Here is a 13,814-nt window from a genome sequence, read left to right as displayed (position 1 = left end):
GTCGATTTCGGTTGACGATGCGACAACCTTGTGTTTAAATATATAGGAAGAAATGGCGTTTATCAACCACAACAATAACCGCCGGGAGAGGATCATGTTCGGACAAAGACTCAGGCTTGCCCGCAAGAGGGCGGGTCTATCCATGCAAGCGCTCGCGGAGCGCGTAACCCCAAGCGTGTCAGCGCAGGCCATCAGCAAATACGAGGCGGACAAGATGATGCCGTCCTCGTCAGTGCTGGTCGGCCTCGGCAAGGCGCTCGGCGTGTCACTGGACTTCCTGCTCGGCGGTCAGGTCGAAGCTCTGGAAAGCGTCGAGTGGCGAAAGAACTCGACCGCCTCGGCGCAGGATCGCGCGATGGCGGAATCCATCGTCATCGAGAAGCTCGAAGACTATCTCGCCATCGAGGACATCCTCGATATGCACCCCGCTGAAGACCCCTTCGCCGCGCTGCGCGTGGACATGGTGGCCGATGAAGAGGCCATCGACGCCAAGGCGCGGGACGTGCGGCGCGAGTGGCAGCTTGGGATCGACCCGATCCCGAGTATGACCGCCCTGCTCGAAGACAAGGGACTCAAGGTCATCGAGGCCGATCTCCCGGAACGCATCAACGGGCTGGCCTGTCATGTCGAACGGGCGGAGGGCGCACCGACTGAGGTGATCGTCGTCTCGCGGCACACCAATGTCGAACGCAAGCGCTTCAACCTCGCCCACGAACTCGCGCACCGGATCATCACCGAAACCGGCAATGCCGCACTGAAAAAGGAGCCCTCGATGCACCGCTTCGCGGGGGCGTTCCTCATTCCGCGTGAGCATCTGGAAGAGGAAGCTGGCCGAAACCGTCACGGCATGACCTGGATAGAGATCATGCGGCTCAAGCGCACCTATGGCGTCTCCGCCGCCGCGATGCTCGTGCGGCTCGGCCAGGTGGGCATCCTGTCGAAGAGCGCTGTGGAATATGCGTTCAAGACCTATGCGCGAAGCTGGCGGCGCGAGGAGCCGGAGCCTATCGGTCCAGGCGAGGGCTTTGCGGCCTTCGAGAAGCCGCAGCGCTTCGAGCGCCTCGTCTGGCGCGCGCTCGGCGAGGAGATGATTTCCCCCGTGCGGGCGGCGCAGATGCTCGGGCTCCCCTTGAGCGTTGTCGAACGCGACATCAGGGGGCCTCGTGACCAGTGACCTGTGTTGTCGTCAATGATGCGTCCTGTCTGATCGACTTGAAGAAGGGAGAGTTGCTGCACGTGCTGCTGCGGCTGCCCTATCGCTTCATCGTGCCCCTGCCCATCCGTGAGGAGGAGCTGCTCGATTTCACGGCGCAGGAATGGCGGATGCTCGAAGACGGTGGCCTCGCCACCTACGATCTGCCGGGGGAAGAAGTCGCGCGGGTTTTCGCTCTAAAGCGGGAACATAGCCGCCTGTCGGCCAATGATTGCTTCGCCCTCGTGACGACAACCTGCCAGGAAAACGGCATCCTCCTGACCGGCGACAACCTTCTACGCAAGGTCGCCACCGCTCGCGCGGTGCGCGTTCATGGCATCCTCTGGATCATCGACGAGCTGCACGCCGCCGAAGCCTGCGATGTCGGGCTTCTTGTCTCCGCCCTGCAAATCTGGCGGGCGGATGAGGCGGTCTTCCTACCCCCCGCCGAGATCGACAAGCGGCTGCGCCGTCTCGGGGCATAATCTGAACAAGGTGGAGATGGCTGGACCCTGCCCACGACGTTCCGAGCGAAAGATCGAACGGTCATGCAAACCAGCCCCTTTTTTCGGCGTCAAAAAGCATCGTTTGTGACATTCAGCGTTACGGAGGCTACGCGCAGGTCGCCATGCCCGCCACCCTATCGCGCAACCAGCCTTTCACCATCCTCCTCTCGCAGCATCGCTTCCATGTCGTCCAAGCCATCGACTGCAGAGCGCATTTGCGCCTCATCAACGACGCTCGCAGCTTCAGCATCCACGACCTGGCTTCCAAAATCCATCTCCATCTGACGCTGTTTCTCGGCGATGACGGCTTGAACGATAGGCGCGGTCTTCTTTGGAGCGGCGTCGGCTTGGCCTGACGGTTGACCATCGCCAGCCAGGCTTGCCCTCTCCACATCGGCTTCTGTTCCCCCTGGCCCATCCGGCGGCGGCGCCATCGGCATGGCGCGCATACTCAGCGGCAGCGTGCCCTGCGACCCACCTCCCCCAGGCTCCGGAAACGGCAACTCCCCCGTTTGCGCCGCGTGGATCGCCTTGAACAGCCGATCGTCAAAATATTGGATCCGCTTTGCACGGACCGGCATCTGGGCATCGATGACCATGACAATCTCATCGAGCGGTAGACGGCGCGCCTCATCTTCGGGCAACAACGAGCTTTCTTCAGTCCGCGTGGACTGGCTACGGCCCTCGAAGGGGTTCTTGCCGATGGACTGGGAGCGCGTGATGACGGTCTTCGTGGTCTTGCCGACCGCCTTGCTCAGCTCCTCGACGGTTTTTTCATCCGAGGGCGTGAGATAGAGTTTCACGCCCGCGTTGCCCTGCAGGGCGCGGCGGGTGTTCTCGCCATAGATTTCATCGAGGGCGGGGATGGTTTGGGTGACCACGGCCAAATGGCCGCGATAGGTCCGCAGGGTCTCGATGCTCTCGACCACGATGGGCATCTTGCCGAGACGGTTGAACTCGTCGAGCATGATCATCACTGGCCACGGCTCGTCTGGCCCGGGATCCTTTTCCTGCATTGCCGAGAGAAGATCAGAGAAGAAGAGCCGGATCAGCGGCGCGAGCGGCTTCACCATCAGCGGCTGGACCACGAGATAGACCGAAAAGGGCTTCTTGCGGATCGTGCGGAAATCAAAGTCCGACACCGCCGTCGCCTCATCGATCGCGGGGTTCTGCCATTGATCGAGCCCCGAGGTCATCAGGAGCGAGACATAGGAGGTCAGCGTGTCATTGTTGGTCGACGCCAGCCGCGTGAAGATCAGCTTGGCCGCCCTGTTGTCGACCTCGTGGCCCCGCGCGAAATACTCCTTCTGCTTGTTCCCGCCCGAGGCCGCGATGCGGTAGATCTCGCCCAAGGTCGGACGCTTGCGCTGGAAGGCCAGCAGGCCTGCTGCCACAAAGAGATCGATCCCGCCTTTGAGCAGGCCCTGCACCCGGTCATTGTCGCTCTGCAGGAAGAGCGTCGCCAGGAGCTGCAATTCCATCTGCTGGCGCGCGGAATCTTTCAGTTGATAGATGCGCAGGAGCGGGTTGTAACGATGCGTGCGCTTGCCCTCCCAATCGGTGGGGGCAAAGCGATAGACCTTGTCGCCTTGGTCTGCGCGGTGCCGGGCCGTTGCCTCGAAACATTCCCCCTTCACATCGAGCGTCACGGCGGAGCCTTGCCAGGTCAGCAGGTTCGGAATGACAAAGCCCGTGGTCTTGCCGCGGCCCGTGGGCGCCACGATCAGCGCATGCGGGAAAACCTTCGAGCAAATGTAATTGGCGCGGGAGCCCGGCGGCCCCAGCTTGCCGAGGATGAACCCGGTGCCGGGCGCCCCGAAGAACCCGTTGGCCTTCATCTCGCGCGCGGTCTGCCAATGGGTCTGGCCAAAGCGTGTCAGGGCGGACCCCGAGAGGGCGAGGCTCAGCATCATGCCAGCGGCGGCGAAGCTGCCGACGATCAGGTGGATGAGCTGGGCATCTTCGGGGCGGCGATCGCGGATCGCCAGATAGTTCTGCGCGATATAGGCAAAGTCGATCTCGGCCCCGAAACCAAGGTCCTGGTAGGTCAGCACCGCCGAGGCGATGGTATAGCCCATCGCCCCGGTCACCAGCGTCACCAGCAAGACGCCGGTTGCGATCCGCGCTTTTCCCATGGAGGCGCTCAATGGACCTGACCCCGCTCGGTCTCGCCATCCACGTCTGTCGCGCGGTGTTTTTCATATTCGGTGTCGGCAAGATCATCGACCACCTGGCGCAAGGCCTCCGTGTTGGCCGTCGCTGCATCCGATTGCAGGTAAACCTTGGCGACATAGAGCCGGTCGAGACGGTCCTCGAGAACCTTCTCCAGCGCATCGGCATCGCCGGATGTGAGCCGCTCAAGTTGACGGTTATCAAGCACCCGCGCGATCTCGTCGCGGAAGGCGTCCCGCTCCGCCTCGGTCTCGAAGGGCGCGGACAACTCCCCCGCCCGCTCATGGTCCAGGACACCCGCAATATCGTCTGCGAGGCGGTCGGCACTGCCAGACTGCGGCGCAGTTTCACCACGGGCTGCGAGGAGTGCGTCGCGCATGCCAGACCCGAGCCCGTCGCGCATCTCGGTTTCGCGGCGGACCTGATTGATGACCTCCGTGTCGCGTATCTCGACGACGGCCGCATAGGTCGCGCCAAGCCCGCGGGCGAGGTGGGACGGCATGTCCGGATAGCGCGCGCGCAAATCATCCGTAACTGCATCTGCAACGGGCGTGCGGATGTCGCGTCCCTCCATGATCCGGTCGACCTCGCGGGTGATCTCGCTGGCGCGGGCCGCATCGGTGATGGTCTCCCTGTAGGGCTCAGACCGATCGATCACATCGCCAGGACGTGCGAGCAAGTCCGGGTGTGCCTCGAGATAAGCGCGCTGCTCCGTCTCGATCCGGCGCTCCGCCCGTGAGACAACCTCCCAGTCCCGGTCCTCGATCTGCTGCGCTGTCAGGCCGTCTGCGCGCATTTCCTGACGGATTGTCCCTTCCATCGCCCGGACCGCGCCCTCATGATAATGGAACCGCTCGCAAACCGCTTCTGCTTCCACGACGCCATCCCGGCGCAGCACGTTCTCGCGCTCCAACAGCGTACCAAGCTCGACATGCACATCGTTGAGAATGGCTCGCGCCTGTTCCAGATCGGCGCGGCGTTCGAGGTTCAGATCGCGCGTCTCGGCCACTTTGGAGAGATCATTGGCGATCCATTGATGCTCGAGCGCGGCGCTCGAGGCCCCGGTCTCGATCCGGGCCACCACTTCCGATGTGCTGATCCCGGTGCCCCGTAGTGCTACGTCAATGCGCGATCTCAGGTCGGGCTCGGCCAGTCGCTCGCGCTGGCTGGCATCGATATTGGCCTCGGAATAGATCCCGCCTTCCGAGGGGGTCTCTGACAGCGTGGATGATCGCAAACCGAGAGGCTGCATGTGCTGGACCTGCGTCTGGATCTCGATGAGGCGTTTTTCCAGCACGGGGCGTTCCGCGTCAGGCTTCTCGGCGATCATGCCCTGCACCCGCGCGAGCTTCTCGGCATAGAGGCTTCTCAGATCCTCGAAACTTTGATCCTCGGCCATATACACATCTCCTGTTCGGTCCACCTGCCCGCCGCGCGCCAGCACCTCGCCCGCGCGGAAGAGTGCTGCGGCAATATCCTCGCGGGCCTCGCGCGAAGCCTCCGCGGCAAGCGAATGGTAGACGGTTCTGGTGTTGACGATCTCCGCCAGCGTCCGGGTCAGGTCCTGCCCCACGCGTTCGCGCTCGCGGGGCGCGCGACCCTCTTCTTTCGCCGCATAAACCTCGCTGGTGCGGGCCGGGTAATGCACGACGCCGCGCTCCACCCGCCGCGTGGCTTCCAGCCGCACGCCGTACTTCTCCGCCTCCTCGACCATGGCGAGGCGGAAATCGTCGTAGTTGAAGCGGTGGTTGCGCCCCAGAAAGAAGAACTCGCCTTCCTGCGAGCGGCGGTTCAGCACCAGATGCGCATGGGGGTGATCGCGGTCCTCATGCACCGCGATGATGTAGTCGAAATGCCCCGCATCGGTCTGGAAGAACCGCTCGGCCACATCCGTCGCAATGTCGCGCACATCCTCCCCGCGCGTGCCGATGGGGAAGGACATGAGCATGTGGGTGGTCTGTCCGAGCTTGGGCTTAAAGCCCGCATCCCACCGCTTGGCAAAGCGCTCCGTCAGGTCCTTGATGTCACCCGCCTCGAGCTTCGCCTTGCCATCCAAGAACCCGCTCGAGTCGACAATATGGGTGGACTTGGTGGTGAGGTAATCGAGCTGGTTTGCGAGCTGCGATTTGGTATGCGTGCCGCCGCCCCGGATCGCCTTGAAGACCGCTGGCCGATGCCCTGCTGCCGCACGCGTAAGCTGGGTCTGCTTGGCCACGTGCAAACCTTGCATCGAGCCCCGGACGCGGCTCCAGCCATCCCGGAAGACCTCGCCCGTGACGGCATGGACGGCATCATTCAGCCGCATGGGCAAACTCCCTCAGCGCGGCCGTGGCCTGCAGCTGCATCGCATCACGACGGCGGCGCAGAAGCAGATCGATCTCGTCAGCAGAATCCAGGATGAACCGCGCCAGCCCGCGCATCTGCGCAAGGCGCAATTCGGTGAACTCGGCACTCGTGCCCCCCACGGCCCCCTGCCCCTGCCGGTTGGCCTGCGTCATCTGCTTGGCAATCTGCGCGACCCCATTGCCGACCTCGTGCAGAGAGGCGCGGTAGCGCGCCATCTCTGCTGCCATCTGCGCGTCCGGAACGAACACCCCGCCTGCCGCCTGAATGAGCCGCCTGAGCCCCTCGGCACGGCTCTCGATCCCGGCCTCGGCCAGCACCTCGTCGAGCGCCGCAAGCTCCGCAGCCGTGACCTTCACACTGACTGCTGAGACCGGAATAGCGGTATCGGTCTGGCGCTCGGCATCAGCTTTGAGCGTGTACTGGATCGCCCGCACCGACACGCCAAACCGTTCCGCCAGCACTGAAGTGGAAACGCCTTCCGCAGCTTCGCGAACGATCTCCATGCGCTCCGCATCGATGAGGCGTTTTGAGCGAGACATGCGAAGAAAGACCCCCTATTTCCTGCCACCTTCCACCAAGGCTGCCCCTACCTTACGATAATATACCAAGCTGTCAATTATATACTTACGTCGCAATCAGGCTCAGGCAGCCTTGGTGTCCGCTTCACGCCGCGGCCCGCAGGGACGCGGCTCTGCCGCCCTCACCACCGGGCGACCCACCTGTCCCAGGGGTCCCGTCCGCCAGCCCCGCCCGAGGGTCTGGCCGAACACCCATGTGTTCGGACGGAACCGCGGGCGGGCGCAAACCCCTCCGACAGGGCGGACAGGCAGGGTCAAGGAGGGCCAGATTTGGGCCCCCAAATCTCTGCCGCAAAAACCGGGAGGCCCTGGCCGATAGGTTTTTGTGGATGGCCCCCTTGAGGCTGACTGGCCGGTCTGTCGCGGCCTGTTCATTCCGGGCGGAGTGCGTCCGTTGAACGCGCAGGGACCGGCATCCCTGGAACAGGGATCGGGCCGCCCCAAGATCGTCCTGGGGCGGCCCATCCTCGTCAGAGGATTTAGTCCTGGGGATCTTTCGCGCTCGGTGGGAACATCACCAGCTCCGAGACCGCGACCGGGAAGTCGAGCTTGAGGCTGAAGAACTCCGAGCCGTCCCCGTTGCGGGTGTTGCGGAACATCGCGCCCACGCGCTGAAAACGGGTGCGCTCCTGGCCATCGGTATCGGTGAACTTGACGGGGACGGTGGCGATGTAGTGGTTGGTCATTTGGGTCTCTCCTTGTTGCGATGGGGATCACCCGGCACGGGGGCAAGAGGGCCGGTCGCAAGCGCAAATGCGGAGGGTCCGCGGCTAGCCGTGGAAGCCGTATTTGTGCTTGCCGAAGCGTGAGCTGAGGGCACGATTGGGCCGACCCCGTGCGATCCACATCTATGAGCAAAAAGGAGAGACCCGGATGACCCTTGCTATCACGCAGCCGCCACCATCCGCGTCCGCGTCCCGCCGAGCCTTGCCGGGGTGCTGACGGAGCCCGCCCGCGTGGATGCGATGTTCCGAAACATGCCCCGAGGGACGTGCAGGTCTTCAGCCTCATGTGCGACGTCTCGACCCCTCGCGTCTTGCGCTGCTGACGATGTGCGTGTGGTGCGCGCCATCCCCAGCTCGTACCGATGCGGATGGGCCGCACGCTGACGTAACGGGTAGAAGGATGACGGTGCTGGCTGCTGCGAGCTGCCGATTACGCGTGACCGACCGCACGCGCCATGAGACATGACGAAAGGGCCGCGCCAAGCGCGCCCCCCTCTCTTCAATCCTGCGACGCCTTCTTCGCCGGGTCCGCAACCCGCATGACCGTCAGACCTTTCGCTTCCGCCTTCTGCCCGAGGTTCAGCGCGACCCCGTTGCCGCCGAAGAGGACAACCCCCGTCGCCGCGAACTTGTCGTCGAGCATTTCGTCGTTGCATTTGAACGGTGCCGCCCGGCCATGCGCTGACCAGCGCGGATCGAAGCGCGCCTGCGCTACCCCGCGTGCCCGGGCCCACCGGGCCGCAATCATCTCCGCCCCGTGCTTGCCACCCTTGTGGCAGAGGAAGATCTCCTGATTGCGGTTCTGCTTGATCCGTTCGCGAACCTTGTCGAGCGTGTTGAAGACCACATCGACATCGGTCCAGTCGGTAGCGCCTGAGACGATCAGGGGAACCCCCGCGACTTTCGACTTCTCGGCGGTTTCGCGGTCGTGCTGCTCGAGGAGCTGCCGTGCCTCGAAGACCGCCCCGGTCTCTTGCGCGCGGACGCTTGCGCGCGACCCGGCTGCCGGGATGAAGGCGTGACCGGTCTCGATCTCGTAGCATTCCGCCGCCGCCTCGCTCATCACCTCGATGGCGCCGACGATCTCGCGCAGTTGCACAAAGCGCGCCTGCGCCTCCTCAATGGCGGTCTCGGCGATCTCCGATCCATCGTGGGATTTTGCCAGGGCGCCGATCTTGTCGGCGGTGCGGTCGACCTCCTTGCCAAGCGCCAACTTGCGGCGCTGCAGGATCGTCGCGAGCCCGTGCGCGAGCGGTTCGATCTCCGCTTCGAGGCCGGTGTTGCGCAATTGCCCGAGCAAAGCCTCGAAGCTCTCGCGGATGATGCGGTCGGTCAGGACGTGATCCTCCGGGATCGGCAGCTGTGCGTCCTTCTCGGTCAGTCCGAAAAGCTCGATGGTCTCGTAGGTGTTTGCGGTGTCGTAAGCCATGTCTGGTCTCCAGTGTTCGGTTATAGAGCCACCACGTGAGTGTGGGGGCATGGCCGAATGTCTGGTTTCCGAATCTGCCCGGGTCAGGGACGGCGCAGCCGCCGGCTTGCCGGGCGCAAAAGTTTTCCGCGCGCAGCACCCGACACATGCGCGCGCTCACGCACGGGACCGCCCCGCACCACAAGCGCCGCCCTCGCCGAAAAGTTTTGCGATCCTTGACGCGGGCTGATTTGGGGGCCATCCGGAGGATATGCTTCCGCACTCATGTGTGTGTGTTTTGACGGTAGGTTTGGCCGACCCGAGCAGGCAAACGGCCCGACCGGACGCGGGAGACGGATGCAGTGGCGGGATCGTTTTGGCCTCGGGCCAAAACAGACCAGAGCGCAATCCGGCGGAGCGGCCGGGGTGGGACGTGCTCGCGAGGCGGGCAAACCGGGATGCCGGGTGCGACGCCGCGGTGAGGCCGCATGGCCGAATGCGCGACGGACCGAAGGGCCGTTCTCCCCTGCGACACGCGCAGCCGAGCGGGGAGGCCGCAAGGCTATTGACGCATTTCGCTCGGTCGGCCCGACCTGCTTGCCAGAAGCGGCAAAATTCGGTAGTCTATTGGAGCACCAAGGAGTTTGCCATGAGCGTTCAAAAGCAATCTGTCAGTTTCACCGACACGGCCTACACATTTGCCAAGGAACTGGTCGAAGCTGGAGAGTACCCAAATATGAGCGCGGCTGTTTCGGGTGAATTGGCGAAGGCCAAGGCAGAGCGAGATCGTGAACGGTCTTTGTTTGAGGCTGAATTGGAACGCCGCCTGTCTCTGCCACTCGACCAATGGGAACCCGTCGGCGAAGCGTCCGACGTCACGGCCAGCGCACGGGCCCATCTTGCGGCGATGGCCAAAAAGACCTGATGCGATTTATCAGGCATCCGTTCTTCGAACGGGACCTTATCGGTATCGTTGATCATATTGTCGACGTGACTGACGGTGACCTTGCAGCGGCGAGCCGTCGACTAGATGAAATCGATGCCCTTATCCAGAACATTGCCGCAAACCCAAAATCTGGTGCTCGCCTCAGCGGCAAGTTGGACGGATGGCTGGTGCGCCATGGCGGCACCGGTCAGCGACTGACCATCGTATTCAAACCGCATGTAGACGCCGCACAGATATATCTCGCTCTTGTCGCGTTCGGCGGCCGGGATTGGATGAGACTGGCGTCAGCGAGACAGGTCTTCACTGACTAGCCTTAGAGCCATGGAGTGGCCGGGAAGTTGTAGACCGGACCTTCGCTGCGCCGTGCGCGAACTGGTAGGATGCGGGACAAAGTGCCCTTTCGCTGCGGTTGCGCCAACGGCTGCTATGGGAAGGTTGCATTGAGGTTGGTGGGCACGGCAGCCTTCAAAATAGCACGATTTGGTAAGGTCATTGCCCCACATCCTATTGCAGGATTTCGACCATTTCGGCGTAGCCGCGCGACGTGGCGTGTTGCAGCGGTGTGACGCCATCGCGATCACCGATGGATTTATCTGCTCCTGCATCAACGAGGATTTGCAACGCCTTGATATGATCTGGGCCGCCGTCTCCTAAAACGACAGCCTCTATCAAAGCCGTCCACGCCAGATTGTTGATATGATCCAGTGGTGCGCCGCCATCCACCAAACGTGCAACAACGTCGTGATGCCCGAGGTGGGCGGCCGCGATAAGGGCTGTCCCGTCGTAGACACTGGTGATCAGGTCAGGGGCGTTCCCGAGTTCCATTGCAAGTGACACCATTTCAGGATCGTTCGCGACAGCGGCGATGGTCAGCACGTCATAGACGCGGTTTTCCAGCGCATTCATATCCGCGCCTCCGTTTGCAAGTGCCGTCAGCGCGTCATCGTGTGATGCGAACGCCGCGACATGAGCAGGCGTGCGCTGGGATCGATCTCGGATGTCCACATCGGCACCTGCTCCGATCAGTCGGTTAATTACATCCACGTCGCCTTCGTGGGCGGCAAGATGCAGACCTGTGTAGGACGCAATGTCTGATGCTGACGGGGCTGTCTGCGCATGGGCAGACCCAAAAGAACCAATTACCAAAGCGAGCAGCAGGAAACGAAACATGATGTTGCCTTTCAGAAAGAGGGGCCCGCCCCCCGAGGGACGGGCCATGTACTTTACTCAGCACCGATTGCGTCAAGACCTGCGCGGGCACATGTCTCGTCAATTGCGCCAGATGGTGCGCCACCGACACCGATGCCACCGACCAATGCGCCACCGATCCGGATGGGCAGGCCGCCAGCCTGGATCACCAGACGGCTGTCCATATCGCGCAGACCACCGTTTTCAGGGTTACCACCGATAAACCCCGCAAGACCTGCCGTGTCACGGCCCATACTGGCGGATGTGAACGCTTTGCCTGTGCTGGACCCAACGGTATGCGGGCCCGCGTTGTCGGCACGCAATAGCACTTTGGTCTCGCCGCTGCGCGCAACGATTGCGACGCTGACATTGTGACCTTCGGCAGAACATGCAGCGACGGCAGCCTGTGTTGCTTTGGTTGCCATATCGAGCGGCAAGTAAGGAGCTGTGGGCAGGTCTTGGGCGAAGGCTGCAGCGGGTGTCAGCAGAGCTGTGGCAAGTGCGATGGAACGGATCATTGTGTATTTCCTTTTGTTGAACTGATGCTCCAGTTCTAATTCGCCGCTGTGATCGGCGATATTCGTAGCATCCGCAAAGGTGTCCGTAGTTCTACTGATAAGTGTGTTAGTCTGCCTGTGCATCCAACCAATAACGGGTCAATTCCGCCGCCGAGGACGTGCCCGCTTTGGCCGCAATAGCCGCGCGGTGACTTTCAACTGTGCGGGGTGACAGGGTCAGCGCGTCAGCGATTTGCTTGGTCGTCAGACCCTTTGCGATCATCTCAAGAACCTGTTGTTCGCGTGTGGACAGATTGCGCACCAATGCCACCGCTTCTGCGCGTTCTTCCAAAGCCTGCTGGTTAGCTTCCAGCTCTGCATGACCCTTCTGGATTGCGTCGATCAGGTTTTGTTCGTCGACGGGCTTGCTCAGAAAATCAATCGCCCCATTGCGAAACGCGCGCCTGCACGCCTCGATATCGCCGTGTCCGCTGATAATGACGGTGGGCCATGACACGCCTTTCTCGGTTAGCTTTTCTTGCAGTTTCAGCCCCGAAATAGCAGGCATCCTGATGTCAAGGATCAGGCATCCCGGCGTCAAGTCTGCCACTTGGCTCAGGAATTTCTCGGGCGAGGCAAAACTGCACACATTCAGCCCGACGGTTTCCAACAAAAGGCTCAGCGCGTTGCGAACAGCCTCATCATCATCAACGAGGTAAACATGGTTGGTCATGGTCTCACCGTCTTGATTGAGCGCGGCAGGGACAAACGGAACGTGGTCTGGTCGGTGTCGTCGAGCAGCTTGATATCACCGCCCATTTCCTCAATCAGCCTTTGACACAGCGCAAGGCCAAGCCCCGTTCCATCCGGTTTGCCTGTCACGAAAGGCTCAAAGACGCGAGGCCTAAGGTCGTCAGACACCCCCGGCCCGGTATCGCTGACATCCAAAATGACCGACGGGCCATCGACATACGTGCGGATCGTGACCTGTGCCTCGTCCGAGGCATCAAGCGCGTTGCGCATCAGATTAAACACAACCTGTTCCAACTCGACCGGATCGGCGTCAATGAAAAGTGGGTGATCATACAGCGACAGGGTAATGCCAGCCCCCTTCGTCTTGGCCTCCAATGCCAACAGATTTTTAACGCTTTGCGCGGCTTCATGGACGGAACAGGCCTCAGACGGGGCACGGTTCGGTTTGCTCCACCTTCGCAGGCGATCAAGGAGATTTGCCGCGCGCTGTGCTTGGGATACCGTGTCGTCCAACACAGTGCCAAGACGTGCGACCTCACCACGCCGCGCCAAATGGCGGCCAGCCTGCGCTTGACTCAGGATTGCGGTCAGAGGTTGCGCCAGTTCATGCGCCATGCCGCTGGCCATTTCGCCCATTGCATTCACGCGGGAGGCGTGGGCTAGCCGCGTTTCCTGCGCGCTCAGCTTGGCGCGGTCTTCTGCATCTTTGGTGCGCGCGCGTTGCTTTAGACCGAAGGCTGACAGCAAAAAGAGGGCCGTGACCAGTGCGATAACAAAGACCACTGTCTCGACCGGCAACAGGTCAGACAGCCCAATTGTCAAAGAGGTCTCAAACACCAAAGGCTGAGACGCACTGCCGAGCGGTTTGGAAAACCCAGTCTCACCCGATGAAACCTCACCGACCAATGCCGTTTGACCATCAGGCGTCGACAGACGCAAAGAAGCTGATGGCGTGTCCCAAAACGGATCATCTGTGGCAATCAGCGCGCGGGCGTCAATCACCAGCGCTAAACCGTGCCGTGCCGCATCAGAATTAGGGGTGCGTTTCACTAGCAGATAGTGATCCGGCAGGTCCGGCATTGGCCCAATTTGCAAAGCCCCGGTCGAGCGGCGGGCCAATTCAATGACGCGTTCCCTCGCCTGTAACGAAAGACCGGGCTGCGTTTCTATGGCGGTTTGGGACGGAACGTATGGGACAACATTCACCGACGTAATACGTGGGTAAAACCGCCTGATCGTCGCGGCCACGTCTAACAGTAAGTCCTGCCGCTCCATCCCACCAGCCACAAAAATTGCAGACAACGATGTCAGATGCGCATCGTGCTGATCAGCCCGCTGTGAGGCCAGACGATGCAGCGTTTCACTTTTGATCGTCAGTTCACGCACCAAGTTCTGTCGTTCAAAAAACGCCACCCCGCCGAGAGCGAGCATGACGGCAAGCGCCCATAGCAAAGTGTTCCGCCAGAAGTTTGTTGGATATGAGACGGCCATTTGCATTCATCG

The 13,814-nt window shown here is 61.9% G+C and carries 13 protein-coding genes; 4 read left to right on the top strand and 9 right to left on the bottom strand.

The genetic code is table 11. The features are described from left to right. Window positions 1-52 precede the first annotated feature (52 nt). Both DSM107133_RS22785 and DSM107133_RS22780 read left to right on the top strand, forming a co-directional pair. On the top strand, window positions 53-1,174 hold the full coding sequence (locus tag DSM107133_RS22785; RefSeq protein ID WP_058123664.1) for an XRE family transcriptional regulator: 1,122 nt from the start codon (window positions 53-55) through the stop codon (window positions 1,172-1,174). Further along, window positions 1,171-1,677, top strand: a complete 507-nt coding sequence (locus DSM107133_RS22780; RefSeq protein WP_058123663.1) for a hypothetical protein — start codon at window positions 1,171-1,173, stop codon at window positions 1,675-1,677. Before DSM107133_RS22785 ends, DSM107133_RS22780 begins: the two co-directional genes overlap by 4 nt. Before the next feature lie 155 nt (window positions 1,678-1,832). On the opposite strand, the gene DSM107133_RS22775 is transcribed toward DSM107133_RS22780, so the two are convergent. The 5 genes from DSM107133_RS22775 to DSM107133_RS22755 form a co-directional block, all read right to left on the bottom strand. Beyond that, window positions 1,833-3,833, bottom strand: coding sequence for a type IV secretory system conjugative DNA transfer family protein (locus DSM107133_RS22775; protein ID WP_058123662.1), 2,001 nt, complete (start codon window positions 3,831-3,833; stop codon window positions 1,833-1,835). Window positions 3,834-3,841: 8 nt separating this feature from the next. After that, complete coding sequence (locus DSM107133_RS22770) at window positions 3,842-6,175, bottom strand: relaxase/mobilization nuclease domain-containing protein (RefSeq protein WP_027238614.1); 2,334 nt, start codon at window positions 6,173-6,175, stop codon at window positions 3,842-3,844. Beyond that, window positions 6,162-6,755: a helix-turn-helix domain-containing protein gene (locus tag DSM107133_RS22765; protein ID WP_027238615.1), complete on the bottom strand. Its 594-nt coding sequence runs from the start codon at window positions 6,753-6,755 to the stop codon at window positions 6,162-6,164. Before DSM107133_RS22765 ends, DSM107133_RS22770 begins: the two co-directional genes overlap by 14 nt. A gap of 518 nt (window positions 6,756-7,273) precedes the next feature. After that, entirely contained in the window at window positions 7,274-7,480 is a 207-nt protein-coding gene (locus tag DSM107133_RS22760; RefSeq protein WP_027238616.1) for a hypothetical protein, read from the bottom strand. A 538-nt stretch (window positions 7,481-8,018) separates the two neighbouring features. Then, window positions 8,019-8,948: a DUF2493 domain-containing protein gene (locus tag DSM107133_RS22755; RefSeq protein ID WP_027238617.1), complete on the bottom strand. Its 930-nt coding sequence runs from the start codon at window positions 8,946-8,948 to the stop codon at window positions 8,019-8,021. A 628-nt stretch (window positions 8,949-9,576) separates the two neighbouring features. Between DSM107133_RS22755 and DSM107133_RS22750 the strand changes: the two genes are divergently transcribed. Both DSM107133_RS22750 and DSM107133_RS22745 read left to right on the top strand, forming a co-directional pair. After that, window positions 9,577-9,852, top strand: a complete 276-nt coding sequence (locus DSM107133_RS22750; RefSeq protein WP_009807941.1) for a hypothetical protein — start codon at window positions 9,577-9,579, stop codon at window positions 9,850-9,852. Further along, complete coding sequence (locus tag DSM107133_RS22745) at window positions 9,852-10,184, top strand: type II toxin-antitoxin system RelE/ParE family toxin (protein ID WP_009807942.1); 333 nt, start codon at window positions 9,852-9,854, stop codon at window positions 10,182-10,184. Before DSM107133_RS22750 ends, DSM107133_RS22745 begins: the two co-directional genes overlap by 1 nt. Before the next feature lie 193 nt (window positions 10,185-10,377). Here DSM107133_RS22745 and DSM107133_RS22740 read toward each other — a convergent pair whose 3' ends face one another. From DSM107133_RS22740 to DSM107133_RS22725, 4 genes are all read right to left on the bottom strand, one after another. Continuing rightward, a complete protein-coding gene (locus DSM107133_RS22740; protein ID WP_027238618.1) occupies window positions 10,378-11,043 on the bottom strand; it encodes an ankyrin repeat domain-containing protein in 666 nt (221 codons plus the stop codon). Between the two features lie 53 nt (window positions 11,044-11,096). Next, window positions 11,097-11,579, bottom strand: coding sequence for a heme-binding protein (locus DSM107133_RS22735; RefSeq protein WP_114293914.1), 483 nt, complete (start codon window positions 11,577-11,579; stop codon window positions 11,097-11,099). A 106-nt stretch (window positions 11,580-11,685) separates the two neighbouring features. Further along, a complete protein-coding gene (locus tag DSM107133_RS22730; RefSeq protein ID WP_009807945.1) occupies window positions 11,686-12,291 on the bottom strand; it encodes a response regulator in 606 nt (201 codons plus the stop codon). After that, entirely contained in the window at window positions 12,288-13,808 is a 1,521-nt protein-coding gene (locus DSM107133_RS22725; RefSeq protein WP_243253645.1) for a HAMP domain-containing sensor histidine kinase, read from the bottom strand. The genes DSM107133_RS22730 and DSM107133_RS22725 overlap by 4 nt, the downstream gene beginning before the upstream one ends. Window positions 13,809-13,814: the final 6 nt, after the last annotated feature.

The organism is Pseudosulfitobacter sp. DSM 107133 (assembly GCF_022788695.1).
GTDB lineage: Bacteria > Pseudomonadota > Alphaproteobacteria > Rhodobacterales > Rhodobacteraceae > Pseudosulfitobacter.
Note: the sequence above shows the minus strand (reverse complement) of the source record. Positions and strands in the feature narration are given on the sequence as shown.